This is a genomic window from Paenibacillus sp. Leaf72 (genome assembly GCF_001422685.1).
Taxonomy (GTDB): Bacteria; Bacillota; Bacilli; order Paenibacillales; family Paenibacillaceae; genus Pristimantibacillus.
The window spans coordinates 242,697-268,357 of the sequence record NZ_LMLV01000023.1; the positions used below are offsets into that span (position 1 = coordinate 242,697).

29 protein-coding genes are annotated in these 25,661 nt (G+C 50.6%); 6 read left to right on the plus strand and 23 right to left on the minus strand.

The features are described 5' to 3' along the window. Positions 1-13 precede the first annotated feature (13 nt). The 20 genes from lepB to ASF12_RS19810 all read right to left on the minus strand — a co-directional run bounded on the left by lepB (position 14) and on the right by ASF12_RS19810 (position 17,966). A complete protein-coding gene (lepB, locus tag ASF12_RS19715; RefSeq protein ID WP_081418927.1) occupies positions 14-685 on the minus strand; it encodes a signal peptidase I in 672 nt (223 codons plus the stop codon). A 100-nt stretch (positions 686-785) separates the two neighbouring features. Then, a complete protein-coding gene (rplS, locus tag ASF12_RS19720; RefSeq protein ID WP_056039073.1) occupies positions 786-1,127 on the minus strand; it encodes a 50S ribosomal protein L19 in 342 nt (113 codons plus the stop codon). Positions 1,128-1,298: 171 nt separating this feature from the next. After that, positions 1,299-2,042, minus strand: coding sequence for a tRNA (guanosine(37)-N1)-methyltransferase TrmD (trmD, locus tag ASF12_RS19725; RefSeq protein ID WP_056038307.1), 744 nt, complete (start codon positions 2,040-2,042; stop codon positions 1,299-1,301). A 1-nt stretch (position 2,043) separates the two neighbouring features. After that, on the minus strand, positions 2,044-2,568 hold the full coding sequence (gene rimM / locus ASF12_RS19730; RefSeq protein WP_056038311.1) for a ribosome maturation factor RimM: 525 nt from the start codon (positions 2,566-2,568) through the stop codon (positions 2,044-2,046). Between the two features lie 277 nt (positions 2,569-2,845). Beyond that, positions 2,846-3,076, minus strand: a complete 231-nt coding sequence (locus ASF12_RS19735; protein WP_056038316.1) for a KH domain-containing protein — start codon at positions 3,074-3,076, stop codon at positions 2,846-2,848. A 26-nt stretch (positions 3,077-3,102) separates the two neighbouring features. Next, on the minus strand, positions 3,103-3,375 hold the full coding sequence (rpsP, locus tag ASF12_RS19740) for a 30S ribosomal protein S16 (protein WP_046230688.1): 273 nt from the start codon (positions 3,373-3,375) through the stop codon (positions 3,103-3,105). 40 nt (positions 3,376-3,415) lie between these two features. Next, entirely contained in the window at positions 3,416-4,792 is a 1,377-nt protein-coding gene (gene ffh / locus ASF12_RS19745; RefSeq protein ID WP_056038318.1) for a signal recognition particle protein, read from the minus strand. A 23-nt stretch (positions 4,793-4,815) separates the two neighbouring features. Further along, positions 4,816-5,184: a YlxM family DNA-binding protein gene (gene ylxM / locus ASF12_RS19750; protein ID WP_056038321.1), complete on the minus strand. Its 369-nt coding sequence runs from the start codon at positions 5,182-5,184 to the stop codon at positions 4,816-4,818. A 239-nt stretch (positions 5,185-5,423) separates the two neighbouring features. Continuing rightward, positions 5,424-6,437, minus strand: coding sequence for a signal recognition particle-docking protein FtsY (ftsY, locus tag ASF12_RS19755; protein WP_056038324.1), 1,014 nt, complete (start codon positions 6,435-6,437; stop codon positions 5,424-5,426). A 62-nt stretch (positions 6,438-6,499) separates the two neighbouring features. Next, entirely contained in the window at positions 6,500-10,078 is a 3,579-nt protein-coding gene (gene smc, locus ASF12_RS19760) for a chromosome segregation protein SMC (protein WP_056038327.1), read from the minus strand. Positions 10,079-10,228: 150 nt separating this feature from the next. Next, a complete protein-coding gene (gene rnc / locus ASF12_RS19765; RefSeq protein ID WP_056038330.1) occupies positions 10,229-10,930 on the minus strand; it encodes a ribonuclease III in 702 nt (233 codons plus the stop codon). Then, entirely contained in the window at positions 10,920-12,161 is a 1,242-nt protein-coding gene (gene fabF, locus ASF12_RS19770; RefSeq protein ID WP_056038332.1) for a beta-ketoacyl-ACP synthase II, read from the minus strand. The genes rnc and fabF overlap by 11 nt, the downstream gene beginning before the upstream one ends. 153 nt (positions 12,162-12,314) lie before the next feature. Next, positions 12,315-12,548: an acyl carrier protein gene (gene acpP, locus ASF12_RS19775; protein ID WP_046230681.1), complete on the minus strand. Its 234-nt coding sequence runs from the start codon at positions 12,546-12,548 to the stop codon at positions 12,315-12,317. Between the two features lie 95 nt (positions 12,549-12,643). After that, positions 12,644-13,393, minus strand: a complete 750-nt coding sequence (gene fabG / locus ASF12_RS19780) for a 3-oxoacyl-[acyl-carrier-protein] reductase (RefSeq protein WP_056038335.1) — start codon at positions 13,391-13,393, stop codon at positions 12,644-12,646. A 13-nt stretch (positions 13,394-13,406) separates the two neighbouring features. Continuing rightward, the gene (gene fabD / locus ASF12_RS19785; protein WP_056038337.1) at positions 13,407-14,339 is read right to left on the minus strand and encodes an ACP S-malonyltransferase; all 933 of its coding nucleotides are present in this window, start codon (positions 14,337-14,339) and stop codon (positions 13,407-13,409) included. 15 nt (positions 14,340-14,354) lie between these two features. Continuing rightward, positions 14,355-15,341 carry a beta-ketoacyl-ACP synthase III gene (locus ASF12_RS19790; protein ID WP_056039075.1) on the minus strand — a complete coding sequence of 329 codons (987 nt, stop codon included), beginning with the start codon at positions 15,339-15,341 and terminating at the stop codon, positions 14,355-14,357. 10 nt (positions 15,342-15,351) lie between these two features. Next, the gene (gene plsX / locus ASF12_RS19795) at positions 15,352-16,341 is read right to left on the minus strand and encodes a phosphate acyltransferase PlsX (RefSeq protein WP_056038340.1); all 990 of its coding nucleotides are present in this window, start codon (positions 16,339-16,341) and stop codon (positions 15,352-15,354) included. After that, positions 16,325-16,921: a transcription factor FapR gene (fapR, locus tag ASF12_RS19800; protein ID WP_056039077.1), complete on the minus strand. Its 597-nt coding sequence runs from the start codon at positions 16,919-16,921 to the stop codon at positions 16,325-16,327. Before fapR ends, plsX begins: the two co-directional genes overlap by 17 nt. A 305-nt stretch (positions 16,922-17,226) precedes the next feature. Next, the gene (rpmF, locus tag ASF12_RS19805; RefSeq protein ID WP_042160385.1) at positions 17,227-17,400 is read right to left on the minus strand and encodes a 50S ribosomal protein L32; all 174 of its coding nucleotides are present in this window, start codon (positions 17,398-17,400) and stop codon (positions 17,227-17,229) included. 38 nt (positions 17,401-17,438) lie between these two features. Further along, the gene (locus tag ASF12_RS19810; protein WP_056038343.1) at positions 17,439-17,966 is read right to left on the minus strand and encodes a YceD family protein; all 528 of its coding nucleotides are present in this window, start codon (positions 17,964-17,966) and stop codon (positions 17,439-17,441) included. Positions 17,967-18,349: 383 nt separating this feature from the next. On the opposite strand from ASF12_RS19810, the gene ASF12_RS19815 reads away from it, so the two are divergent. After that, positions 18,350-19,594, plus strand: coding sequence for a nucleotidyltransferase (locus ASF12_RS19815; RefSeq protein ID WP_056038346.1), 1,245 nt, complete (start codon positions 18,350-18,352; stop codon positions 19,592-19,594). Between the two features lie 10 nt (positions 19,595-19,604). Here ASF12_RS19815 and ASF12_RS19820 read toward each other — a convergent pair whose 3' ends face one another. Continuing rightward, positions 19,605-20,708, minus strand: a complete 1,104-nt coding sequence (locus tag ASF12_RS19820; RefSeq protein ID WP_056038348.1) for a YlbL family protein — start codon at positions 20,706-20,708, stop codon at positions 19,605-19,607. Between the two features lie 287 nt (positions 20,709-20,995). Between ASF12_RS19820 and ASF12_RS19825 the strand changes: the two genes are divergently transcribed. Continuing rightward, positions 20,996-22,222, plus strand: a complete 1,227-nt coding sequence (locus ASF12_RS19825; protein ID WP_056038352.1) for a nucleoside recognition domain-containing protein — start codon at positions 20,996-20,998, stop codon at positions 22,220-22,222. 46 nt (positions 22,223-22,268) lie between these two features. On the opposite strand, the gene coaD is transcribed toward ASF12_RS19825, so the two are convergent. After that, on the minus strand, positions 22,269-22,772 hold the full coding sequence (gene coaD / locus ASF12_RS19830) for a pantetheine-phosphate adenylyltransferase (protein ID WP_056038356.1): 504 nt from the start codon (positions 22,770-22,772) through the stop codon (positions 22,269-22,271). Continuing rightward, positions 22,759-23,352, minus strand: a complete 594-nt coding sequence (gene rsmD / locus ASF12_RS19835; RefSeq protein WP_056038359.1) for a 16S rRNA (guanine(966)-N(2))-methyltransferase RsmD — start codon at positions 23,350-23,352, stop codon at positions 22,759-22,761. Before rsmD ends, coaD begins: the two co-directional genes overlap by 14 nt. 635 nt (positions 23,353-23,987) lie before the next feature. Between rsmD and ASF12_RS19840 the strand changes: the two genes are divergently transcribed. The 4 genes from ASF12_RS19840 to ASF12_RS19850 are packed head-to-tail and all read left to right on the plus strand — an operon-like array spanning position 23,988 to position 25,653. Beyond that, a complete protein-coding gene (locus tag ASF12_RS19840) occupies positions 23,988-24,545 on the plus strand; it encodes a hypothetical protein (RefSeq protein ID WP_056038360.1) in 558 nt (185 codons plus the stop codon). Between the two features lie 24 nt (positions 24,546-24,569). Further along, positions 24,570-24,788 (plus strand): hypothetical protein, encoded by a 219-nt coding sequence (locus ASF12_RS19845; RefSeq protein ID WP_056038363.1) that lies wholly within the window; start codon positions 24,570-24,572, stop codon positions 24,786-24,788. Next, positions 24,785-24,949: a hypothetical protein gene (locus ASF12_RS34610; protein WP_155973317.1), complete on the plus strand. Its 165-nt coding sequence runs from the start codon at positions 24,785-24,787 to the stop codon at positions 24,947-24,949. Before ASF12_RS19845 ends, ASF12_RS34610 begins: the two co-directional genes overlap by 4 nt. Positions 24,950-24,987: 38 nt before the next feature. Next, on the plus strand, positions 24,988-25,653 hold the full coding sequence (locus ASF12_RS19850; protein ID WP_056038366.1) for a hypothetical protein: 666 nt from the start codon (positions 24,988-24,990) through the stop codon (positions 25,651-25,653). The last annotated feature ends 8 nt before the right edge of the window (positions 25,654-25,661 follow it).

The following is a 25,661-nucleotide window of genomic DNA, read 5'->3' on the forward strand; positions in this document are numbered from 1 at the left end:
ATTCAAATGCCATTTAATGCTTAATAAAGCTCAGCTTGTTCAGCGGCCAGAAAATAACTTCCGCCCGTCCTACAAGCTCTTTATCCGAAATATAACCAAGGGCACGGCTGTCCTGGCTGTTGCTGCGATTGTCGCCCATTGCGAAAATCGTATCCTCCGGCACAGTCGCTTCCGTTATTCGCTCATTAGGAAAATCTGATTCTGTATTATAAAGCTGACCATTTGCCTGAGCCTGTTTAATGGCATCCGCAATGTATGGCTCTTCCAATTTCACATCATTAATGAAGACGTCATCGCCTTGAACCTTGATCGTATCTCCCGGCAGTCCAATGACGCGTTTAATAAAATCTCTGCCTTGTTCCGGGACATGGAATACGACAACCTCGCCTCTGTCAGGCTCACGGAATTTGTACAAAATTTTATTCACAATGAGACGCTCGCCTGTTTCAAAGTTTGGATGCATGGATTCACCTTCAACCATAAACGGCGCAAACAGAAAACTGCGGATAATGACGACCAGCACGACTGCTATAGCAAGCGCTTTGATCCACTCTACCGTTTCTTTCATCGCTTTTGCTTTTTGGCTAGGCGCTGCCTTGTCAGACTCAGCAGATGGAGTAGCCGTTTCGGCGCTATCTGATGTGATTTCAGTTACATTTTCATCATTACGTGATTGCTGGTCCATAAAAACGCCTTCTTTCCATCCTCGAATTCATACTTTCTGACAAGCTGTAAGAATAACGAAAGGGAGCTTGTTTAACCAAGCCCCCTCTTGTCTATTCGACTTAACGAATTTCTTTAATTCTAGCTGCTTTACCACGAAGGTTACGTAGGTAGTACAGTTTAGCGCGACGTACTTTACCACGACGTGCCACATCGATACGATCGATTTTAGGCGAGTTCAACGGGTAAGTTCTTTCGACGCCAACACCGTAGGAAATTTTACGTACTGTAAAAGTTTCGCTAATACCGCCGCCACGACGTTTGATTACAACGCCTTCAAATAGCTGGATCCGCTCGCGGGATCCCTCGATAACTTTAACGTATACTTTCAACGTGTCACCGGGACGAAAGTTAGGAAGGTCTTTGCGAAGCTGCTCTTGCGTAATCGCTTGTACGAGATTCATCTTGGATTCACTCCTTCCACCATAGACGTTCTTAATAGCTCTCCAACTTCCCATTTGAAATTGGGTCATTACCATTAGCGGACCGTCCGATTAATACGAACAACATTTGAAATCATACCATATTCAAACCCAAATTTCAACATCTTTTTCCGGGCTTGCCAACATTATCGCTTAAGACTGCTGTTTGTCCAAGGAAGCAAGCCATTTACGCTCCTTGGCGGTCAATTCAGCCTTCTCCAGCAGGTCAGGACGCCTGCTCCGTGTGCGAAGCAGCGATTGCTCGCGGCGCCATGTCTCGATGCGGCTATGGTGCCCTGAAATAAGCACCTCCGGCACCTCCATATCACGAAATACAGCGGGCCTTGTATAATGCGGATGCTCCAGCAAGCCTGTGCTGTATGAATCTGTTACTGCCGAAGTTTCATTGCCAAGGACGCCAGGAAGCAGGCGTGCTACGCTGTCGATAACAACCATAGCAGGAAGCTCCCCGCCAGTCAGCACATAGTCGCCAATCGAAAGCTCATCCGTTACTAAATGCTCGCGTATACGCTCATCATAACCCTCGTAATGACCGCAAATCATAATCAGATGCTCTTCCTTCGCCAGCTCCTCTGCCTTCTGCTGGGTGAAGGTTTCCCCTTGTGGACACATTAAAATAACACGCGGACGGGATCCTGTTCCGACCTGCTCCATTAAGTGCTCAACAGCCGAAAATACAGGCTCTGCTTTAAGCACCATGCCTCCTCCTCCGCCATACGGATAGTCGTCTACCGTATTATGCTTATTGCCGGAGTAAGAGCGAAAATTAATGGCATTCAGTGCTACGATGCCTTTTTCCTGTGCCTTGCCAAGAATACTGGCCCCAAACACGCCATCGAACATTTCAGGGAAGAGCGTAAGCACATCTACTCTCACGCTAAATCAACCCTTCCATCAGATGAACGGTTACCGTCTTCGTCGCAATGTCTACGTTCAGCAGTACTTCATCGATAACGGGAATTAGCACTTGGCTTCCTTTTCCTTTAGGGCGGTCCACGACCCACACATCATTAGCGCCTGGCCGCAAAATTTCAGAAATGGTGCCCAACTCCTCGCCCTCGTCTGTTACGACGCGGCAGCCGATAATTTCGTGGAAATAATATTCCCCATCATCCAGCTTCCCAAGCTGCTCCTCTGCTACCTTCAGCAGCCAGCCCTTGTACTTCTCCACTTCATTAATATCATTATATCCCTTAAGCTTAATAATATAATTGCCCTTATGCTCACGGGAGCCCGCAATCTCTACTTCCAGCTTCGTGCCATGCTCCTCATGAATCATAACGAGCTTATTGCCTACTGCAAAACGCAGATCTCCAAAATCGGTCTGGGACAGCACCTTCAACTCGCCGCGCAGACCATGTGTATTAACGATTTTGCCAACTGTAAACCATTTGCCGCTCATTATTCATGTATCCTTTCTTTCGTGTTTTCTTTTTATTATGATCAGGATTTTGCATAAATCAATGAAGCGCAGAACGCCAATAAGCGGTTGCTCCGCCATTCAAGGCCATTTATGCAAAATCCTCATGATACACGCATAAACGGCTGACGCCGGCCCGAAAAAAGGCGGCAGCAGCCGTTTTGCGTAAAAACAGATATATATCCATTATGAATATCATCCTGCTTTTATGTTTGAAAAAGGGTTAGGATAAACTACCCTAACCCTCTCCGAATGCGTTTTACGATATGATGTCCACGATAACCCGCTTCTCTGATTTGACAGCTGCGGAGGTTACAACCGTACGCATCGCTTTCGCGATGCGGCCTTGCTTGCCGATAATTTTACCGACATCCTCCGCATGAACCGACAGCTCATATACGATGCCGCGGTCATCGTCTCTTTCCTTCACGTTTACGTCTTCCGGATGATCCACTAACGCCTTTGCTATGACAAGAATCAATTCTTTCATTATAAAGGCCCTCCGCTGTTCAACAGTTATTTCTGTTGCTTAAGCTCATGGAACTTTTTCATTACGCCTGCTTTGGAAAGCAAGTCGCGAGCTGTATCCGAAGCTTGCGCTCCGTTTTGCAGCCATTTCAAAGCTTTTTCTTCGTTGATGGATACTTGAGCCGGTTGTGCAACCGGGTTATAAGTACCGATCTCCTCGATAAAGCGACCGTCGCGCGGCGAACGGGAGTTAGAAACAACTACGCGATAAAAAGGGGCTTTGTGAGCACCCATACGTTTCAAACGAATACGTACTGCCATGTGAAATTCACCTCCTTCAACTAATAAACCTATTTGCTATTTAAAACGGAAACTTCATGCCTTTGCCCAGCATGCCTTTAAGGCCCTTCTTGCCGCCCTTAAGGCCTTTAGGCCCCATCATGGACGAAAACTGCTTCATCATTTTGCGCATGTCATCGAACTGCTTGATCAGTCGATTGACTTCGGCAACCGATGTTCCGCTTCCAGCAGCAACCCTCTTCCGGCGGCTGTGGTTGAGAATTTCCGGCTTCGTCTTTTCTTCCTTCGTCATCGAGCGCACAATCGCCTCAATACGGCCGATTTGCTTCTCATCGATTTTCATGTCTTTAAGGCCTTTGACCTTGCCCATCCCTGGCAACATATCCATCAACTGGTCAATCGGCCCCAAATTGCGAACCTGCGCCATCTGCTCCAGAAAATCATCAAATGTAAACTCGGCCGTGCGCATTTTGCGCTCCATCTCGGCAGCTTTGTCAGCATCAATGTTCATCTGGGCTTTCTCGATAAGAGAAAGCATATCGCCCATGCCGAGAATCCGCGATGCCATCCGGTCTGGATAGAACGGCTCAAGCGAATCGATCTTCTCGCCCATAGCAGCAAACTTGATTGGCTGGCCTGTTACAGCTTTAACGGATAATGCCGCACCACCGCGGGTATCGCCATCAAGCTTCGTCAATACAACACCGGTCAGCTCAAGCTGCTCATGGAAGCTTTGTGCTACGTTGACTGCATCTTGACCTGTCATGGAGTCAACAACGAGCAGCACTTCATCAGGCTTAACCAGCTGATGAATTTGCTTCAGCTCGTCCATCAGCGTTTCGTCAATATGAAGCCGGCCCGCTGTATCAATAATGACATAGTCATTATGATTATCTTTCGCATGCTGCAAGCCCTGCTTCGCAATTTCTACCGGAGAAGCTTGATCGCCAAGCGCAAACACCGGAGCATTGATTTGCTCGCCGAGCACTTGCAGCTGCTTGATTGCAGCTGGACGATAAATATCGCAGGCTACAAGCAAAGGCTTATGATTGCTCTTCTGTAGAAGCTTGGCAAGCTTGCCGGACGTTGTTGTTTTACCTGCGCCCTGCAAGCCGACCATCATAATAACCGTTGGCGGTTTATTCGCTTTCGCCAGCTTGCTTTGCGTACCGCCCATCAGCTCGGTCAGTTCTTTATTAACGATGTTAATAATGACCATGCCTGGAGTAAAGCTTTTCTCCACTTCCTGACCAATAGCCTGTTCCTTTACTTTGGCGATAAAATCTTTGACGACTTTAAAGTTAACGTCTGCCTCCAGCAGCGCAAGACGCACTTCACGCATCGCCTCGTTTACATCAGCATCGGACACTTTGCCTTTGCCCTTCAGCTTGCTAAAAACGTTTTGCAATCGGCTTGACAAGCTTTCAAATGCCGCCATGATCCATCACCTCCGTTATTTCCTTACCTGTTGTTCGTCGTTATTAATTGCTCGATTATATCTAGAATTCCCTGCTTGGCATCCGTTCCAAGGGAAAGCTCTGTTACGCTATTTCCCAGATGTTCGGCAAGCTGCTGCAGCGCTTCATGCTTCTCCAGCAAGCGAAGCTTGCCCTCGTAGCTTTCAAGCACCTGCACCGCGCGCTTCACATGCTCATAAACCGCCTGCCTGCTAATGCCGGATTCCGCTGCAATTTCCCCAAGCGAGAAATCATCGTGAAAATAATATTTAAGTGAAGTCCTCTGCTTCTCAGTGAGCAGGGGCTCATAAAAGTCAAACAATAAATTAATTCGGGTCGTCTTCGCAAGGGCGTCTGGTTCACTAGCATTCATGACCTTTGCTCCTTCCCGTCAAGGGTAAATCCTTTACACCTAAGCAACGTCTCTTATCTTACACGATTGAAGCAGGCACTGTCAAGCTTTAAACCTTGTCATCCCTAGATGGATGCATTTTAGACCAAGCGTAAACGGCCGAAAGCCGTCCTCTGGCGGCAAAGCTAACGTTTCGCGGTGAAATATAAGCGGAGTATAAAGGGGAAACTTATACATTCTTATATTTTCAAAAAGCTTATTTACTGCTGCGTTTCCGCCTCTTCCGATCCCTCTTGATCTTTAATAAGGCCCGCAAACAAGGCATGTACAAACTGCTCCGAATCAAACTGTTGCAAATCCGTCATCTTCTCGCCTAAGCCTACCAGCTTCACAGGCAAATTCAGCTCATTGCGGATAGCAATGACGATGCCGCCTTTAGCAGTACCATCAAGCTTCGTCAATACGAGGCCGGTTACGCCGCTTTTCTCGCCGAACAGCTTCGCTTGGCTGAGTGCATTTTGGCCAGTAGTCGCATCGAGCACCAGCAGCACCTCATGAGGCGCATCTGGAATTTCACGCTGAATGACGCGGAAAATTTTATTGAGCTCTTCCATCAAATTGGACTTGTTTTGCAGCCTTCCCGCTGTGTCGCAAAGCAAAATATCTACGCCCCGCTGCTTCGCCGCCTGCACCGCATCAAACATGACGGCTGCCGGATCGGAGCCGGACTGCTGCTTAATGACGTCAACGCCTACGCGCTGGCCCCACACCTCCAGCTGCTCAATGGCACCGGCGCGGAACGTATCGCCCGCTGCCAGCAGGACGCTTTTGCCCTCATTTTTATACTTGTAGGCCAGCTTGCCGATCGTCGTCGTTTTGCCAACGCCATTGACGCCGACGAACAAAATAACGGTAATGCCGCTACCCGACATGCGAAGCGCTGTTTTCTCGTTGTCATCACCCCTCAGCAACTCAACGAGCTTCTCCGACAATACCGGCTGCAAATCCGCCGCATCTTCGATTTTGCGTTTTTTCACTTCTGCACGCAGCTCGTCAATCAGCTTCATCACGGTATTGACGCCTACATCGGCGCCAATCAAAATTTCTTCAAGCTCCTCGTAAAACTCCTCGTCAATCTTTTTCCGGCGCGTAATGAGCTCTTCTACTTTTTCGACAAACGCTGTGCGGGTTTTGGATAACCCTTCTTTAAATATCGTCGTGACCGCTTCCGTCTTGGAAGCGATGCTTTCCTTCAATCTTTTGAAAAAACTCATCGCGATTGCTCCTCCGTCTTCGTAACTATGCTATATGATTTCCTCATTCTTAGAGCCGCATGCTACGCGGTAGCCTGCTCCTCTTCTTCCTCCAGACGGACCGATACGAGCTTCGATACGCCGCCTTCCTCCATCGTTACGCCATAAAGCACATCGGCTTCCTCCATCGTGCCTTTGCGGTGGGTAACGACGATAAACTGCGTGAGCTCGGAAAATTCACGCAAATATTGGGCAAACCTAGATACATTCGCTTCATCAAGCGCTGCCTCTACCTCATCCAATACGCAGAAAGGCACTGGCTTCACCTGCAAAATTGCAAACAGCAGCGCAATTGCCGTAAGCGCCCGCTCACCGCCGGAGAGAAGCTGCAAGTTTTGCAGCTTCTTGCCTGGCGGCTGCGCTACAATATCGATACCCGTATCGAGCACGCGATCCGGCTCGACCAGAACAAGATCTGCCCGGCCGCCGCCGAACAGCTTGGCAAACACGATGCTGAAGTGGCCTCTGATCGCTTCAAAGGTCGTTTTGAACCGTTTCGACATTTCATCGTCCATCTCGCGAATAACTTGATAAAGCGTCGTCTTGGCTTCTACCAGATCATCCTTCTGCTCTGATAAAAACTCATAACGCTCCTTGACGCGCTCATACTCGTCAATAGCGCCCAGATTCACGTCGCCTAGCATCGTAATTTGGCGCTTCAAATCACGAACTAGATTTTGTGTACCAATGACATCTTCAGGCACAGGGTATTGCTCTCTCGCCAGCTCAATGCTTAGCTCGTATTCCTCGCTGAGCTTGCGCAGCAAATTGTCCAGCTCCACATCAAGGCGATTGGCGGCGATTTCATTTTGGCGCAGCTGCTCCTCGATTTGCCGGAGCTGCGTACGCTGCTCCTTCGTCTCGCTCTCGCCCTGTTCCAGCTCACGGATTCGATCCGCTCTTGCCGAACGCTGCAAATCCGTCTGCTCCGCGCATTCCTGCTTCTTAAGCTTCAGGTGATTAAGCTGCTCCACCTGCTGCACGCTCTCGTCTGCATGGCGAGCAATCTCCTCTTCCTGCTGTGCAAGCAGGGAACGGACATTGCCAAGCTCCTGCTTCGCTCGTACAATATCAGCCCGAACACGGGCGGCTTGGTCTTCAAACGACTGCTTTTCTTGGTCTGTCTTGGCTGAGCTGATTTTCAAATCGGTCAGCTGGCCTTGCAGTGCTTCCTTCGCCGTTTCGCTCGCTTTGCGGCGCTCCTCGGCAAGCTTGATCGCCTCCTGCAGCCTAGCTTCATCTGCTACCAGCTTCTCAAGCTTCGCCTGCGCCTGCTCAGTAGTAGCCTGCATCGTTTGCTGCTCAGCCAAATGGCTGCTGCGATCAGCGGAATACAGCTGCTCCTGCTCATTAAGCTGCTTTTCCTCAGACAGCATCTGCTGAAGCTCTGCCCGCACCTGCTGCTCGTCAATACGCGATTGCTCCGAACGCGAGCGCAGCTCCTCCATATTTTGCGATCGGATCGACTGCTCCTTGCGTAGGTCGCTGAGCTTGTCGCGGAGCTGCTTCATCGTTGCCTCAGCTGCCGTAATTTCCTCATCCAGCCCTTCAATTTGCCGCTGCCGTCCAAGCAAGCTTGCTCCTTTTTTCTGCAAGCTTCCGCCTGTCATCGAACCCCCGGCATTTACAACATCGCCCTCTAGCGTTACAACCCGGTAGCGATATTGACATTTTGAAGCGATACGGTTCGCCTGCTCCAAATTTTCAGCAAGCAATACATTGCCGAGCAAGTTTTGAATAATAGACTTATATTGCGGGTCGCAAGAGACCAGATCAGCAGCAACGCCTACAAAACCTTCTGCGTTTTCAGCAAGTCGTCTGTCATGCTCAGGCACTTGCCTTCCGCGAATGACATCGAGAGGCAGAAAAGTAGCCCGGCCGAGCTGACGCTGCTTCAAAAATGCAATCGCTGCGCGAGCTGTCTTCTCATCCTCCATGACCACATGCTGAAGCGCACCGCCAAGCGCTGTTTCAACCGCTACCTCGATCCGCTCTGGCACGCGAACCAGTTCAGCAACCGCGCCATGAACGCCGCTAATGCCGCCCGAAGTGCGGCGCGACGCCTTGAGCACCTCCCGAACGCCGTGCATAAAACCGTCGAGTGCATCCTGCATTTCTTTCATCGTATCGCGACGGGAAATGCTGGCGTCGATTTTTTGCTCCCATTTGCGAATAGCAGCAGCCGCTTCATCTACATACTGCCCGGTCTGCTTCGCTTTTTCAGCCTCATCTATGTATTTGTTGCGAGCGCCATTAATATCTTTCAAAATCGCTTCCAGCTGTGCTTCCAACTGCGCACGTCTAGCTCCACTTTTCCGCTTCTGCTCTTTCCACTTCAGCTCATCCTCGCCAAGACGCTCCATCCGCCGTCCAACAGCTTCCTTCTGCTGCTGGGCATACCGAATTTCGTTGCGCAGCTCCGCCATTGCACTAAGCACATCAAGCAGCTCGCCCTTCAGCGTCTCCTCGGCATCCGGCGCAGCTCCGCCAACAACGCCAATAAGACGGTCTTCCTCTTCAGCCAGCTTCGACTTCAAATCGGCAAGCTGCAGCTCCAGAGCAGCTGCACGGCTGCGGAATTCCGCCTCTTCCTGCATCAGCGTGCCAATGCGGGCATCCTGAGACGCAGCAGATTCCTCAAGCTGCAGCTTGTTATGCTCCAAGTTGCGTTTGCGTTCCTTCAAAACCTCGCCGTAGCCTTCGCATTTTTCATAATCCTCGCTATATTGCAGCATCGCTTCATGAAGGCGGTCGAGCTTCTCCTCAATTTCGCGCAGCGCAAGGCGATCCTTCTCCAAATGCGCATCATGCTTGCTCACAACCGTTGACAGCTCCAGCTCGCTTTGCTTGAGCACCTCCAGCTTGGCATTTGCCTCCGACCAAGATTTATGGACCGAATCAATGTTGTGAACGTACATGGAAATTTCTTTCGTTCGCAGCTGCTCCCGCAGCGCTTTATAATGAATCGCTTTCTCCGATTGTTCCTTGAGCGGCCCTACCTGGTCTTCGAGCTCAGTAACCAAATCGTGAATGCGCAGCAGGTTCTGCTCCGTCTCATCAAGCTTCTTCTGCGCTTCACGCTTGCGCGATTTATATTTAACGATACCGGAAGCTTCTTCAAAAATACCACGGCGATCCTCAGACCTAGTGCTTAGTATTTCCTCAATTCGGCCTTGTCCGATAATCGAATAAGCTTCCTTGCCGATTCCCGTATCCATAAACAGCTCTGTAATATCCTTGAGCCGACATGATTGCTTGTTAATCATATATTCACTGTCACCGCTGCGATGGACACGGCGGGTTACTGTCACCTCATTGTACTCCAGTGGCAGTGCTCCATCCGTATTGTCGAGCGTCAGCGACACTTCGCCATAATTGACTGCTTTGCGCGCATCGCTTCCGGCGAAAATAATATCTTCCATTTTGCCGCCGCGAAGGCTTTTGGCGCTTTGCTCGCCGAGCACCCAGCGGATGCCGTCGGAAATATTGCTTTTGCCGCTGCCGTTAGGGCCGACCACTGCCGTAATCCCCGTAACGAACTCCATCTCCGTCTTATCGGCAAACGATTTAAAACCTGCTAGTTCAATACGCTTAAGGAACATAAATTGTCTTTCACCTCACCCGCTATTGTACCACAAAATCCAGACGCCGGATAACCTCACTTTATGCCTTCTAGCATCCTTTCTTACAATAAAAAAAGAGGCTACCAGGATTTGTAACAATCCTGGTAGCCTCTTCCTATAGCTTCCTCTTTACGGCTGAGCGGAAAGGGAGTGCCACGCTTCTTCCGCTGCGCGCTGCTCCGCTTCCTTCTTCGTCCGACCGCTGCCGCTGCCGCATCTGGCATCACCCAAAATCACTTCCACGACAAACTCGCGATCATGCGCCGGTCCGCGCTCCTCGGTAATCCGGTATTCTACCGTACCGAGCCCATGATGCTGGGCGCGCTCCTGCAGCTTGGATTTGAAATCCTTCACAAGCAGTCCGTAATCGTTCGATTCGATGAATGGAAACACATGCTCTTCAAGAAAAGCACGGGCCCGGTCCATACCCGCATCGAGAAAAATCGCACCGACAAACGCTTCAAACAAATCCGCCAGCAGTGCCGGCCTTTGTCTGCCGCCCAGTTGCTCTTCGCCCCGTCCCAGCAGGACGTAGGCGCCAAGAGCGAGCCGTTCCGCAAAAAGGGCAAGTGACGGTTCACATACGACCGAGGCGCGCATACGCGTAAGCTCGCCCTCCGGCCGACGTGGATATGAGCGAAACAGAAATTCCGAGACGAGCAGCTGCAATACCGCATCGCCCAAAAACTCCAAACGCTCATTATGCTCGATTGTGCCATGTTTATGCTCATTTACATACGACGTATGCGTGAAAGCTTGCTTCAGCAGCCTATGTTGTTTGAAGCGTAGCCCCAGACGCGACTGCAGCTCGCTTAGAGAATCATGCTTCATAAACTTTCATCACGATCGTCGCATTATGACCGCCAAAACCGAAGGAGTTGGACATTGCGATACGAACATCCGCTTTGCGCGGCTCATTCGGCACATAATCCAAATCACATTCTGGATCTTGGTTGTCTAAGTTAATCGTTGGTGCAATGATACCGTTTTGCAGCGTCAAGCCTAAAATAACCGCTTCCACTCCGCCGGCTGCGCCAAGCAAATGTCCCGTCATCGACTTCGTCGAGCTGACTGCCAGCTTATAAGCATGGTCGCCAAATGCTTTCTTAATCGCTTTCGTCTCCGAACGGTCGCCTACTGGCGTTGAAGTGCCGTGAGCATTAATATAATCGATTTCTTCTGGAGCAAGTCCAGCATCTTTGAGCGCTTTCACCATACAGCGTGCTGCGCCGTCTGGATCAGGCTCTGTCATATGATGCGCATCGCCGCTCATGCCATAGCCAATAATTTCAGCGTAGATCCGAGCTCCACGTTTTTGGGCATGCTCGAGTGATTCCAATACAAGCACGCCTGCACCCTCGCCCATAACGAAACCATCGCGGTCTATATCGAAAGGACGGCTTGCTTTGCTTGGCTCATCATTGCGAACGGACATGGCGCGCATGGAGCAGAAGCCGGCCATTCCCGTTGGACGGATAGTCGCCTCAGCACCGCCGCACAGCATGACATCAGCGTCGCCGCGCATAATCATCTTATAAGAATCACCAATGGAATGCGTGCCTGTCGCACAAGCGGTAACCGCCGTGCTGTTCGGGCCTTTCGCGCCAGTCAGCATGGATACTTGACCAGATGCCATATTGGCAATCATCATTGGAATAAAAAACGGGCTGACGCGCTTCGGGCCTTTTTCCAGCAAAATATTATGCTGATCTTCCCAAGTGCCCAGGCCGCCAATACCGGAACCAATCATAACGCCTACGCGTTCTTCATCAGCGTTTTCACCGATTTTCAAATCTGCATCCTTAACCGCCAATTGGCTGGCTACCGCAGCGAACTGCACGAAGCGGTCCATACGGCGCGCTTCCTTCTTGTCCAATCCGAAATCCTCCGGATTGAAGTTTTTGATTTCTGCGGCAATGTACGTAGGGTATTCCGAAAAATCGAACGCTTCCACAACGGACACACCAGACTTGCCTGCGAGCAAATTGCCCCAAAACTCCTCAAGCTCATATCCGAGGGAAGTCATAACTCCCATACCTGTAACGACAACTCTTTGCTTCATTTCGATTCACCTCTATGAACTGCAATATAGATAACACGCTGCTGCGCTGTATCTTTTATATATAAATAGCTCTTACGCTCATTTATTCGTATTCATAATCACATGCCCTAGATGGAGAGAAGTCCCGTTTGTGACAACGGGACCCAGGCTTCCTTAGTTAAGAGATTGTATGTATTTAACAACTTCTCCTACTGTTGTGATTTTCTCTGCATCTTCATCAGAGATCTCCATATCGAACTCGTCTTCAAGCTCCATGACCAATTCCACGACATCGAGCGAGTCAGCGCCGAGGTCATCTTTAAATGAAGCTTCAAGCGTTACTTCCGCTTCGTCTACACCTAGGCGGTCTACAACGATACGTTTTACGCGATCTATTACTTCGGACATCCGGTTCACCTCCTCTTTGGTATTATACGAGAATTAAAACTAAAATGCCATACGTAACCGTTTTAATTCCCGGCAAGGCCTTTGCGGCACTTTTTTTACATGTACATGCCGCCATCTACATGAATGGTTTGACCCGTCATATAGCCTGCTACATCAGACGCCAGAAAACGCACAGCTGCTGCAATATCCTCAGGGCTGCCAAGGCGCGCAAGCGGAATTTGACCGGCAAGCGATTCCTTCATTTCTTCTGGAAGCTTGTCCGTCATTTCAGTCTGAATGAAGCCTGGCGCGACGCAGTTGACCGTAATGCCTCGCGAAGCCAGTTCCTTCGCGCTAGCTTTCGTAAGGCCAATAACGCCAGCCTTAGCGGCAACATAGTTAGCTTGTCCAGGATTGCCAAGCACCCCAACGACGGATGAAATATTAATAATGCGGCCTGAACGCTGCTTCATCATTGGACGAGTAACCGCCTTGATGCCATTGAATACGCCCTTCAAGTTCGTCTCAATAACTTGGTCAAATTCCTCTTCCTTCATACGCATGATCAGGTTGTCTCTTGTAATTCCGGCATTATTCACCAAAATATCAATAGCACCGAACTGCTCCAGCACATCCTTGACCATAGCCTCGAATTCAGCCGCCTTGCCTACATTAGCCTGCAGTACAATTGCACGGCGTCCAAGCGCCTCTACAGCTTGAGCTGTCTCAGCGGCGGCTGCCTCGCTGCCCGAATAGTTAATGGCCACATCGGCCCCGGCTTCTGCCAGCGCGATCGCAATCGCTCTGCCAATTCCACGGGAAGCGCCCGTTACAAGCGCCTTCTTGCCTTCCAAATTCGCGAACATGATAAAACCTCCCCTATTCGGCTGCTTGCAAAGCATCCAGAGCTGCAATGCTGTTAAGCGAGATCACCTTGACGGATTTATCGATTTTTTTGATCAAGCCGGCAAGCACCGTGCCTGAACCGATTTCCACGAAAGTATCTACGCCTTCCGCGATTAAATAACGAACGCTGTCTTCCCACAGTACGGGCGAGTAGACTTGCTCGACCAGCAGTCCGCGAAGTTCCGCCGCATCCGTCACTGCACTAGCAGTAACGTTAGCTACAACAGGCACAGCTGCATCGCTCATGCTTACGTCTGCCAATACGCCAGCAAGCTGCTGGGCAGCAGGCTTCATAAGCGATGAATGGAAGGGGCCGCTAACCTCAAGCGGAATGACCCGCTTGAATCCTGCTTCCTTGCCGCGTTCGACAATCGCCTGAACACCAGCCACAGAACCGGAAACGACGATCTGCCCTGGGCAGTTCACGTTCGCAAGCTCGACAACATGGCCTTCTGCCGTCACTGTACGGCATAGCTCGGCAAGCGCCTCGCGCTCTGCGCCAAGCACAGCTGCCATTGCGCCATGTCCACCCGGAACCGCCTGCTCCATAAAGAGACCGCGGGAACGCACTGTACTAACGGCATCCTCAAAGGACAAAACGCCCGATGCTACTAGCGCGCTGTACTCCCCAAGGCTGTGGCCCGCTACATAGTCCGCTTTCAAACCGCGGCCTTCTAGCGCTTGCAGCAGCGCGACGCTTACCGTAAGCAGCGCAGGCTGCGTATTCGCCGTCTGCTTCAGCGTATCTTCCGGCCCGTCAAAAATAATCTCGCTCAGCTTGAAGCCAAGCGCTTCGTCTGCCTGTTCAAAAACCTGGCGCGAGCGCGCGAACGCTTCATAAACATCTTTGCCCATCCCTACAGCCTGAGCACCTTGTCCTGGAAATACAAAAGCGGTTTTACCCATCCTGCAATCCCTCCGTTACCAAATCAATACAGAAGCTCCCCAAGTCAGTCCGCCGCCAAAGCCGACGAATACGAGAGCGTCTCCTTCTTTCACACGATTTTGCTCAACCGCTTCCGCCAACGCAACCGGAATCGATGCTGCGGACATATTGCCGTAGTTGTTCAAATTAATCATGCATTTCTCCTCAGACAAATTCAGACGGTTAAGCGCCGATTGAATGATTCGAATATTCGCCTGATGCGGAATAAGCAGATCGATTTGATCCTTCGTCATATCCGCTTTGCGAAGCGCTTCCTCTGCTGCGCTGCCCATAATGCGTACCGCAAATTTAAACACATCATTGCCAGCCATATGGATAAAATGCTGCCGTGATGCGACACTTTCCTCCGAAGCTGGCATGCGGGAACCGCCGCCGCTTACTTTCAGCAGCTCACCGCCGCCTCCATCCGCTCCGAGCTGGAAAGACTTGAAGCCTCTGCCTTCTGGCACCTCGCCAAGCACAACCGCACCCGCACCGTCGCCGAACAAAATGCATGTATTGCGGTCTGTGTAATCCGTTATGCGCGAAAGCGTCTCTGCGCCAACAACAAGCACATGCTTATACAAGCCGGAAGAAATCATGCTCGTTGCTGTCGCAAGGCCATAAATAAAGCCCGAGCAAGCTGCGGAAAGATCGAATGCTGCCGCCTGCTTGGCTCCAAGCTTCTCTTGAAGCAGACAGGAGGTCGATGGAAACGCCATATCAGGTGTTATCGTCGCCACGATAATGAGGTCGATATCCTCTACCGTAAGTCCCGCAGCTGCAATCGCAGCTTTGGAGGCTTGATAAGCGAGGTCTGAAGTCGCTTCTTCGGGGGCAGCCATCCGGCGCTCGCTAATCCCGGTGCGGGTAACGATCCACTCATCATTCGTTTCGACCATTTGTTCAAGCTGCTGATTCGTAATAATACGTTCAGGCACATATTTGCCTGTACCAATAATGCCTACAGGATGCAAATTCACCACAACACACTCACTTCCCGCTTATTTCCGCTGCGATCGATTCGGTCAGCTTGCCTTGAATGGCAATTCGCGCCTGGCGAATCGCGCTTTTGACAGCTACCTCGTCAGAGGAGCCGTGGCATTTCATGACGAGCCCGTTCAAGCCGAGCAGCGGAGCGCTACCATGTTCTTTATAATCCATTTTGTTTTTGAGCTTGCGCAGCTTCGGCAGCATAATCGCTCCGGCCAGCTTCGTAAGCAGCGTTTCGCCAAAAGCGTCTTTGATGAAGCCAAACAGGCTGCCTGCCGTGCCTTCCATCGCTTTCAACATAATATTTCCAGCAAATCCGTCGCAAATGAGAACATCACAGCTGCGGCTAAGCACGTCTCTTGCCTCAACATTTCCGATAAAATGAATCGGCGACTGTTCGAGCAAATCGTATGCCGCCTTAGTCAGCTCATTGCCTTTGCGAGCTTCCGTTCCAACGTTGAGCAGCCCGATACGCGGCTTTTCCATTCCATGCACTTTGGAGCGATAAATGCTTCCCATAATAGCGTATTGCAATAAATGTTCTGGCTTCGCGTCCATATTAGCGCCCAAATCAAGCGCCAGCATGCCGACATCGTCCATCGTCGGAAGCATAGGCGCGAGCGCCGGGCGCTCAATGCCGTCCAGACGGCCGACAACGAGCAGCCCTGTCGTCATCAATGCTCCAGTATTTCCGGCAGACAGCATCGCATCTGCCCGTTTTTCACGGACGAGCTGTCCCGCCACGACCATGGAAGCCCCTTTTTTACGCCTAACAGCCTTTACCGGCTCATCATCAGGTCCGATAACCTCATCGGCATGACAAAGACTAATATTGGCTGGCTTATTGCCACCCATCAGCTGCTCGATGATGGCAGTATCGCCAACCAGTACAAGCTCCGTATCCGGCCACTCGTGCGCGGCTTCAAGCACGCCCTTCACAATGAGCCCTGGCGCATTATCTCCGCCCATAGCGTCAATGGCGATCCGCATGTTCGTCCCCTCCTTCATTCTCCGCCTCCCCCGCGGAGCGGAAAATCACAAAATTCCCTTGAAAAACCATTTCTTCACCAACATACGTGAAAATTTCGACCTTCGCTTTGGAGCGTTCGCCGGAAATGGACCTCACATAGGCTTTCGCTATGCATTTTTCACCTAATTTTACCGGGCGAATGAACCGAATGTCCGCCGTTACCGTTAAAGCGATGGGATTGTCGATAATGGCGACGGCCAGCGAATTGGCTTGGGCAAAAACATGATGGCCCCGGGCAATGCCGGTTCGCGAGAACACATGCTCCTCACGTATTTCAAAGATCGAAATTCCGCTCTTGTCCAGCTGAAGATCAACAATATCACCTATCACTTCATGAAGCGGCAATGACCGTACCGTATCGTACGAACGCTCCGCCATCAGCTTCAGCCGCTCGCGCAGTTCGGGAATACCAAGTTCCATCCGATCCAGGCGGATCGTTTGGATGCTTACCTTTAAATGCCTGGTAAGCTCCCGGTCTGTCATGAACGGATTTTCCTCCATAAGTTTGGCAAGCAGCTGATGCCGCTGCCGTTTGGGCATTCGTTCGATCGTCGGCACCACCTTGGATTGGCGTGAGCAGGCACAAAAATGGCCTTTTTCACCAATCATATATTTTATAAAAACGTCAGCCCAACAGACCAACATCTGCTATTATCACCTGGTACTAAACTTCTCTATAAAAAAAGCCTCTGTAAGCAGCGAAGCAAGCCTAGACGGTTACTTCCACCTAACTAAAGGCGGCTTCGTCCCGAGAAGAAACGAAAAACGCTGCTATAAGGAGCTAAACGTGTGCAAAAAAACAGCACCTCACCAAGCGATGAAGTGCCATTGTGAGATCCCGGAAATTATTGAGCAATAATTTCTTTCGTTTTGTAGTATCCGCACACTTTGCATACGTGATGAGCCAATTTCAGCTCTCCGCATTGCTCGCATTTTACCATACCTGGCACAGCCAGCTTAAAGTGAGTGCGACGTTTGTCGCGGCGAGTTTTGGACGTTCTTCTTTGAGGTACTGCCATGTTTAACACCTCCTTCACAATATTCGCGAAGCGATACACTATTGATCCTTGAACAAATCCTTCAATGCTGCAAAACGATGGTCTAGCTTCTCGTTGTTGCAACTGCATGTCTGTTCATTTAAGTTCTGTCCGCATGTGTGACAAAGTCCTTTACAATCGCTCTTGCAAAGCGGGGCAAACGGCATAAACAGTTGAAGCGCCTCTTCCACATAAGGCTGCAAATTCAATCTTTCACCGGATACCGCAATGAAGTCGCTGTCGTCATCCTCTTCCTGCTCATCCTCGTCTTGGCCACGTTTCGGCGCAGGCTCAAACTGCTCGGAGAAAGGAATGACTGTATGCTCCTGAACGGCTTCCAAGCATCTGGAGCAAGCAAGCTCCCAATCGATCGTCATTTGACCATCAACCAAGATCGACCCTGCATTTCCTTCTACCTCAAGCGCTACATGGAGCGGACCTGTGTGAATCACATCAGCCCGTCCTTCAAATAGAGGGGCAACATCAATGGATTCATTGATTGTATGCTTCAACCTCTTGGACATTGTTTCTTCTACATGAAACTGCATATTATCACCTCAAACAAACAAAATTTATTATAGCTATTTTATAAGGGTTTTGTCAACATTTTCACAGAGGATTAGCTATTTTCCACTTTCAACGGTTGAAAATGAGGGTCACGATTCATATGTTGATCATAGCTGTGCTATTCTTAAAATATAAGCAATTATAAGTTGTACACTTATTATAGGCTTATATTTCATCGCGAAACGGCTGCTTTGCCGCCAGAAGACGTCTTCAGTCGTTTACGCTTGAAATATAAGCAATTATAAGTTTTACAACTACAATAGGCTTATATTTCTCGGACTGAAACGCGCCGCACCGACAAAGGACGGAGGGCAGCCGTTTCACCTTGTAATGCAATCATTTTACAATTAAGGAGCACGGTTATATGCGTACGGTAGGATTAATTGTTGAATATAATCCGTTTCATAACGGCCATCGCTATCATTTGCAGCAGTCGCTGCTGGCAAGCAGGTCTGACGCCGTTGTCGCTGTCATGAGCGGGCACTTTCTCCAGCGCGGCGAGCCTGCCGTGATGGACAAATGGAGCCGTACGGAAGCTGCGCTGCGCGGAGGCTGCGATCTCGTCATTGAGCTGCCTGTAGCCTACGCTACTCAGGCGGCGGAATGGTTCTCCTACGGCGCCGTTGCGCTGCTGGAGGCAACGGGCGTCGTCGATGGCTTCTGCTTCGGCACGGAAAGCGGCGATTTGGCTCCACTTATGGATGCCGCCTCCGTCATCGCCCAGGAGCCGCCCGCTTTCGCCTCGCAGCTCAAGGAGCTGCTGGCTACGGGAATGAGCTACCCGAGCGCTTACAGCAGCACGGTAGCCGCTTATTTGGGCAGCATAGGCAAGGCGGAGGCTGCCGCTTTTCCTTTTGCCATGCCCAACCATACGCTGGGGCTGCATTATTTGATCGCCCTTGCGCGTCTTGGCGGGCGTATGGAGCCTTTTACGATTCGCCGCGAGAAAGCCGCTTACAACCAGGAAGACGTAACGGACAGCGCCATTGCCAGCGCTACAGCCATACGCAAACAGCTTCTGCTGGAACGGCAGCTTTCAGGCATTAAGCCATTCGTGCCAGACACAACCTATGACGTATTGGCACGCGAATGGGATGCAGGGCGAAGTCCCGTAAGCTGGGACAGCTTCGCCTCGCCGCTGCTGCATGCCATCGTCACCCGTTCAGCAGCGCAGCTGGCCGAGCTGCATGAAATAACGGAGGGGCTTGAACACCGCATCCGCAAAACGCTGCCTCGCCTAAAGGAGCTTCAGGTGGAGCATTTGCTTGCTGAGCTCAAAACGAAACGTTATACCCGAACGAAGCTGCAGCGGTCTCTGCTTTCGATCTTGCTTGGACATGCCAAGTCGGATTTCACACCGGACAAGCTGCGGAGCGGGCTGCAATATATTCGCGTGCTTGGTTTTAGCGAAAAAGGCAAAGGGCTGCTGCGAAAAATGCGCACGACCGCGACGTTGCCTGTACTATTAAGCGCATCGGCTGCCGAGCAGCCCTACCGTTATTTAGAGCTCGATACGCAAGCTACTGCTGCCTATATGCTCGCTAATACAGGAAGCCAGCAGCCGGTCGCCTTATTTCGCGACTATTATGCCAAGCCGATCATGCTCTAATTCACACGGCCTATTTTTCGCTGACATACTGCTCAATGACCTGCTTAGCCTCGCTAAGACTATTCACGCTGACGACCTTCATGCTCGTTCCCATGTCCTTCGCCTTGTCCGCAGCCTCCTTGTAGTTCGCGGACGGGGCGAGAAACAGCTCAGCTCCCTCGCGGCTTGCCGCAATGACCTTGAACGCAATTCCGCCAATTTCACCGACCGTCCCATCCGCTGCGATTGTACCTGTTCCGGCAATAATCGCGCCACCCGTCAAATCCTGATTGCCGAGCAGCAAATCAAGCGACTGCAGAGCAAACATCAACCCCGCCGAGGGGCCGCCAATGGCTCCTGCATCGATTTGCAGCTTAAAGCGGCTGTCATCCGGCTGCAGGCTGCGAAGCTCAGCGAGCTGTACACCGCCAAGCGCGCTAGGAAGCTTGTCCAACGTTAAAGGAGCCTCATAGGCGCCCAGCGTAATCGCAACGTCTTGCACCGCTCCTCCCCGTTTTACGGTAAATACAGCCTCATCGCCAGCCTTATAGGCTCCAAGCTCAGTGACGATTTGCTTGGCATCCGCAAATGGCTTGCCGCCTTTTAAGGAAACGAGAACATCTCCAAGCTCCCATCCACTTCCCTCACTGCCGTCACTGTCCTGCAACACATCCGACACCGCAATGCTGTCGACCACTGATTGATAGGAAAGATGGGCGAAGCGGTACGCGGCTTCAATAGCTTGATTTTGCGAGCCTTGCATGACGACGGTCATTCTCTCGGCATATTCCTGCTCCGTATAACCGCGTAAAATCGATGAGCGGCTGTATGTCGCGATATCCTTATCCCATGCCGAAGAGAGGGTTTCCCACCAATTCGCATCCGAGAGCCTGACAGCCGTCATAAGAAAAGCTCCCTCTTCTGGCGTCGAATTGAGCGATGGGCTTGATGAAGGCTTCACCGCTGCATCGTCATTCCGCTCCTCTACCAAACGCACCATCGGCTTCGTCGGAGCAGCAAGCCCAGGCTCGTACATGACATAAGGCGTTGGTGCATACAACAGCAAATACATGAATAAAGCGGTCGCCAACATAATAAAACCTAGCTGCCTTACTCCAGACGATTTCAAGGACAACTTGCGCCCCTCCGTTCCTCATAAAGCTTCTTTATCACATATAACAACGGTCTAACGGGCCAAGCGAGTGCATACATATCGTACAAGCCGCTATACTAGCTGCCATTTGCAATCTCCCAACGCTCTCAAGCAACCGTAGTATTGCAAAATTTCTCTTTGGCGGCCTTACAGGCGCTGCAAATAGCCCGCATTTTCCATAAGCGCAGCTGTAAAATGGATATTCTCGCCCTTATCGAAGGCATTCCATTCCCTACGATACGATGACCTGAAATGGAGTTGATCGTCCAGTGGCTAAAACCTTGCTCGCAGCGCTAGCATCCATTCTGCTGGTCGGAGCTGTTATTTACCAGTCCGAGGCAGCCTTTCAAGCTTCCCTTCAAGGGCTGACCTTATGGTGGAATATTGTTTTTCCCGGGCTGCTGCCGTTTCTCGTCCTATTTGAGCTCATTACCGCCTTTGGCCTCGTTCACGGAATTGGCGTGCTGCTCCAGCCCCTCATGGGCCGATTGTTCCGCCTTCCCGGTGAGGCTGCACTGCCCTTGCTGTTCGGCTGGCTATCCGGCTTTCCCGCCGGTGCTGAAACGACGGCCGTGCTTCGCAGGCATGGGCATGTTACGCTCCAAGAAGGCCAGCGACTGCTCGCCTTTTCACATATGCCAAATCCTATTTTCATGCTTGTCGTTCTTGGCGCAGGCTTTATGCATCAGCCGGAGCTGGGGCTCTTGATCGCAGCAGCCGTCTGGCTGTCTGCGCTGTGGACCGCCTGGCTGCTGCTGCTCACCAGCAGGTCCGAGGCTTTCCCGGCCCGCGCCGCCCAGGTGCAGGAAGGCCGATTGGTCGAGAGGGCGGCCAAGGCGATCACCGCTGCGCGGGAGAGCGACGGCCGCGGCTTCGGGCGGGTGCTCGGCGAAGCCGTATCCGGCGGCGTGCAGAAGCTGATGCTGATTGGCGGCCTGATCATTTTCACCGCTGTCATCGCCCGGCTTATGCAGCCGCTTTGGCTTTTTATCAGCTCAGGAAGCTGGTGGGAAGCGCTCTTCCTGCCCGCGCTGCTCGAAAGCCATATCGGCACCTACACAGCTGCCGTATTGGAAGCACCGAACCTGGCACCTGTGCTGAGCACAGCAATCACCGCCGCGATACTCGCATGGAGCGGCATCAGCGGGCTGCTGCAGGCAGGCTACTCAACGAGCGGCACAGATCTTAAGCTGCTCCCGCTCGCTGGCGCCAAGCTGCTTCATGCCGGGCATGCCGCTTGGTTCGTGGTGCTCTTGTGGAAGCCGGCGCAGCTGATTCTCGCCAGCGCCTCTTTTGATTTTTTGCGGCAAGCCGCTAGCGCGCTGCCAGCTGTTTCATCAAACGGGGCGTGGATGAATAGCCCTTTTCCGGGCTATTTTCACGCGCAGCATTTCCCTAATCTGTGGCCCTATACGTTGGCTGCATCAGCGCTGCTCGTACTGCTGCTCGCAGCGCTGTATATGCTGGCACGAAGAGAGGCTGAAACACCTAAATAATACCTGGTTTCAACTATGAATACAGCTTAATTAAGCCAAGTGCCTTCTACTGTTTCGACTTGTACTTCTCAGTCAGGCGCTTCTCCACCGCAGGCGGAACGAGCTCAGATACCGCACCTTGAAACTGCGCGATCTCTTTCACGATGCTGGAGCTGAGATAGGAGTATTTCGGATCGGTCATCATAAAAATTGTATCAATATCCTCATCGAGCAGCCGGTTCGTCGATGCCAGCGTAAGCTCGTATTCAAAATCCGTCACGGAGCGAATGCCCCGTACAATTACGTTGGCGTTGCGGGACTTCATAAAACGCACGAGCAGATCGCGGAAGCTTTCAACCGAAACATTCGTCAGATCCGATGTCAGCTCGGTGATCATTTCCTTGCGCTCCTCCAGGCTGAAGAGCGGATTTTTGCTCGTATTATTCAGTACCGCTACTATTAAATGGTCGAACTGCTTCGCCGAACGGCGGATAATATCCAAATGCCCAAAAGTGACAGGGTCAAAGCTTCCAGGGTATACGGCTACGCGAATCTGGTCATTCGTCTGCATCGTTAAATCCTCCATTTTGAGCTTCATTCGGCTCGTATCGATAAATAGTTACCGCCGTGTCGCCGTATTTGTTTTTTTTCAATTGAAAAAAGCCGCTCCACTGCTCCTCATAGGTATGGGCTGCGTCATGTTCAACGACAATAGTTGCCCCATCTTCAAGCATGCCGTGGTCAGCCATGTAAGTCATGAGCTTGTCCGCCGTTATGATTCGGTATGGCGGGTCCAGAAAAACAAGTGAGAAAGCGATTCCACGCTTTTCCAACAACTTTAATGCCCGCTCCGCATCGTTGCGGTAAATTTCTGCTTCCTGTCCCATGCCGGCCGCCTGCGTATTGTGGCGAATGATGTCGATGCTATTTTTCTCCTGATCGATAAAAATCGTCCGCTCGGCCCCTCTGCTCCAAGCCTCTATGCCAAGCCCTCCGGTTCCAGCAAACAAATCCAGCGCAACGCCCCCGTCAAAAAAGGGCCCAATCATGCTGAAAATCGCTTCCTTCACCTTATCGGTCGTAGGTCTTGTATTGTTGCCAGGCACCGCCTTCAGCGGTCGTCCCTTGGCTGCGCCCGCAATAACTCTCACTGCCAAATGCCCCCTTTATTCGCTATCCTCGCCTATCGTACCATAATTGCCCCGGGATGTTAAAGAGGATGAAGCTTTTGTAAAAAAAGCTCGACTATCGCCAATTTACAGCTTCTAAGGAATAAAAAACCACAGCCCGCAATTGTTGCTGACACTACGCGGCTCGGGACACAGCCTCCTTTTTTTGAGGACAGAGGTTCCGCTATTCTGGCTTTTGATCCGATTTTATGACGTATGCGGACAGGAAATCCGTTATCTCCCTCAATATCCTGACAAAATGGCTGTTTGCAGCGTATTAACGTCCCCTGAGTCCGCGGGCTTGCCTTAACACGTGATTCTGTCGAAATAACCGCTGCTATGTCCGCCAACTATCTTTGTACAGGGAGTAAAACCCGGAAGCGAAGTGCATAGAGCGACCTTTCGGTATATAGGTTCACGTTCGTCAGAGGCGACATACCCGGCAGAAGAGGCAATACGTCTGGTACTAAAATCGATCTAGATCAGGCTTGCATACACGGACTAGCTAAGTGGATTGATTGAAACTACCATACTCTCTACTCCTTCTTCCACATATCGCCAAAACATAACTTTTGTAGTATATTGGTGTCGAAACAATGATAAAGGGAGCGGACACATTGCAAACGAGAAAAACATTTTACAAAAAGATTAGTTATGGCCTATTAACAGCGGTCGCTATTGGCGTTCTGAGCGGGTGCTCCTCGGATGAAGCGGCTACTGCATCACCAAGCCCTTCAGCGAAGATTGAAGCTTCGGCATCGCCTTCACCAGAGACCGAGGCAACTGCCGCACCGACCGCCGAGCCTGAAAAGGACTTGAACGTAAGTGAACAGCTTACGCTTGGTTATATTAACTCCTACTACAACGAAACCGATGTAGAGGCCAGAAAGAAATTTGCTCAGGAGTATATGCATCCTGATGTTCAAAGCATATTTGCATTTGCCGCATCTGCGGTTATTGATGAGAAGGATCATTTTTTAAATCCGAAAGTTGTGGAAACGGTCGACTATGAAAAAGACGGAACGAAAGGCTCCTTGACCTTGGTCAAAGGAGACGGGGATAAGGAATTTATCGGCCTTATTATAGAAGATAAATTCAGCTTTGGATTCATTTCAACCGCAACTAGCGATGATATGAAGGCCGCTTTTGAAGGGGTTCGCGAGCAATTCAAGTAGATTTTAGTATAGGAGTCGGTATTGTTGAAAAGAAGAACACTGTTGTTCAATCAGACCCGGTTTATCATTGTCGCTCTCGTGGCAGGCAGTCTGGTTGGGATCATTTATACGGGGAATAAAGATAAGCAAATAGCGGATGAAGTGCCATCTCCCCCTTCAATAACAACGAGTTCGGAGCGGCTGACATCCTTTTCCCCTTCACCAGAAGTGTACGAATACGATAGGAGCAAGCATGAACAATGAAGAGCCAGCCGTTTTATAAAAAATGGTTGTTTTGGGTAATCACCGTCATTTTGATTGCTGGCCTAGTTAATGGCGGGCTGCGTGATGATGATTCCGCAGACACATCTTCCGTGAAAAGTAATGAAAGCAAGCTCGATAAGGCATCGTCCAAGTCGGAATAGCTGTAAAGAGTATAATGAGATCCTAGGGGGCAATTAAAATGCAGCAAAGAAAACCGATTTATACAAAATGGTGGTTCTGGTTAATCATCGTCCTAATCGTAGGAAGTGTAAGTAATTTGAATAAAGATAGAAGCACTACTCCAACTGCTACAAACGCAGAAAGTTCAAAAAATGAAACCAAAGCGGCATCTGAAACAGCGAGCAATGCAACAGACTCTAAGAAGGACGAGTCCTCGAAAACTGAAAAAGCCAAAGCTGAAGGTGTGGTAGCAACCGACGTGGAAAGCTTCCGTAAAGCGTTCAATAAAGCATCAGAAACGCTGGGAGCCAAGTTTACCGTTAAGTCTTTGAAAGTAGAAGGTTCAGGCTTTCAGCATCAGCTTACTGACTCCATCTACCTCAATGGGTTTGTAAATAAAGAAACAGGAGCTATTAAAGAGCTTCTTATTATGGGCGCTGGTGATGGTACTCCGCAATCGGGGGCTAATTTGATTTTGTCATTCGGAGCTTTAATCGGAGCAACTAATCCTGATTTGGAAACCAATGAGAGCGGAGATATTTTTGAGGAGCTAGGTTTGATGGAAAGCAATGTTGATTTATACAACCTTAATAAATCTGCCGAGCGCAATGGCATTGTATACACCATTAAATCCTCAAAGGAAACAGGTATATGGTTTATGGCTCAGAATGCTACTGTAAAATAAAATGCAAA

Coding starts and splice junctions, on each gene's coding strand:
- ASF12_RS19810 (WP_056038343.1), bottom strand. CDS start 17,966: ATGCAGTTTCATGTAGAAGAAACAATGTCCAAGAGGTTGAAGCATACA.
- coaD (WP_056038356.1), bottom strand. CDS start 22,772: ATGCAGACGAATGACCAGATTCGCGTAGCCGTATACCCTGGAAGCTTT.
- fabF (WP_056038332.1), bottom strand. CDS start 12,161: ATGAAGCAAAGAGTTGTCGTTACAGGTATGGGAGTTATGACTTCCCTC.
- smc (WP_056038327.1), bottom strand. CDS start 10,078: ATGTTCCTTAAGCGTATTGAACTAGCAGGTTTTAAATCGTTTGCCGAT.
- ffh (WP_056038318.1), bottom strand. CDS start 4,792: ATGGCGGCATTTGAAAGCTTGTCAAGCCGATTGCAAAACGTTTTTAGC.
- ASF12_RS19815 (WP_056038346.1), top strand. CDS start 18,350: ATGCGTACGGTAGGATTAATTGTTGAATATAATCCGTTTCATAACGGC.
- rimM (WP_056038311.1), bottom strand. CDS start 2,568: ATGAGCGGCAAATGGTTTACAGTTGGCAAAATCGTTAATACACATGGT.
- fabD (WP_056038337.1), bottom strand. CDS start 14,339: ATGGGTAAAACCGCTTTTGTATTTCCAGGACAAGGTGCTCAGGCTGTA.
- lepB (WP_081418927.1), bottom strand. CDS start 685: ATGGACCAGCAATCACGTAATGATGAAAATGTAACTGAAATCACATCA.
- ASF12_RS19735 (WP_056038316.1), bottom strand. CDS start 3,076: ATGAAAGAATTGATTCTTGTCATAGCAAAGGCGTTAGTGGATCATCCG.
- ylxM (WP_056038321.1), bottom strand. CDS start 5,184: ATGAATGCTAGTGAACCAGACGCCCTTGCGAAGACGACCCGAATTAAT.
- ASF12_RS19850 (WP_056038366.1), top strand. CDS start 24,988: ATGCAGCAAAGAAAACCGATTTATACAAAATGGTGGTTCTGGTTAATC.
- ftsY (WP_056038324.1), bottom strand. CDS start 6,437: ATGAGTTTTTTCAAAAGATTGAAGGAAAGCATCGCTTCCAAGACGGAA.
- rnc (WP_056038330.1), bottom strand. CDS start 10,930: ATGAAGCATGATTCTCTAAGCGAGCTGCAGTCGCGTCTGGGGCTACGC.
- plsX (WP_056038340.1), bottom strand. CDS start 16,341: ATGCGGATCGCCATTGACGCTATGGGCGGAGATAATGCGCCAGGGCTC.
- rpmF (WP_042160385.1), bottom strand. CDS start 17,400: ATGGCAGTACCTCAAAGAAGAACGTCCAAAACTCGCCGCGACAAACGT.
- rplS (WP_056039073.1), bottom strand. CDS start 1,127: ATGAATCTCGTACAAGCGATTACGCAAGAGCAGCTTCGCAAAGACCTT.
- ASF12_RS34610 (WP_155973317.1), top strand. CDS start 24,785: ATGAAGAGCCAGCCGTTTTATAAAAAATGGTTGTTTTGGGTAATCACC.
- acpP (WP_046230681.1), bottom strand. CDS start 12,548: ATGTCCGAAGTAATAGATCGCGTAAAACGTATCGTTGTAGACCGCCTA.
- fapR (WP_056039077.1), bottom strand. CDS start 16,921: ATGCCCAAACGGCAGCGGCATCAGCTGCTTGCCAAACTTATGGAGGAA.
- rpsP (WP_046230688.1), bottom strand. CDS start 3,375: ATGGCAGTACGTATTCGTTTGAAACGTATGGGTGCTCACAAAGCCCCT.
- fabG (WP_056038335.1), bottom strand. CDS start 13,393: ATGTTCGCGAATTTGGAAGGCAAGAAGGCGCTTGTAACGGGCGCTTCC.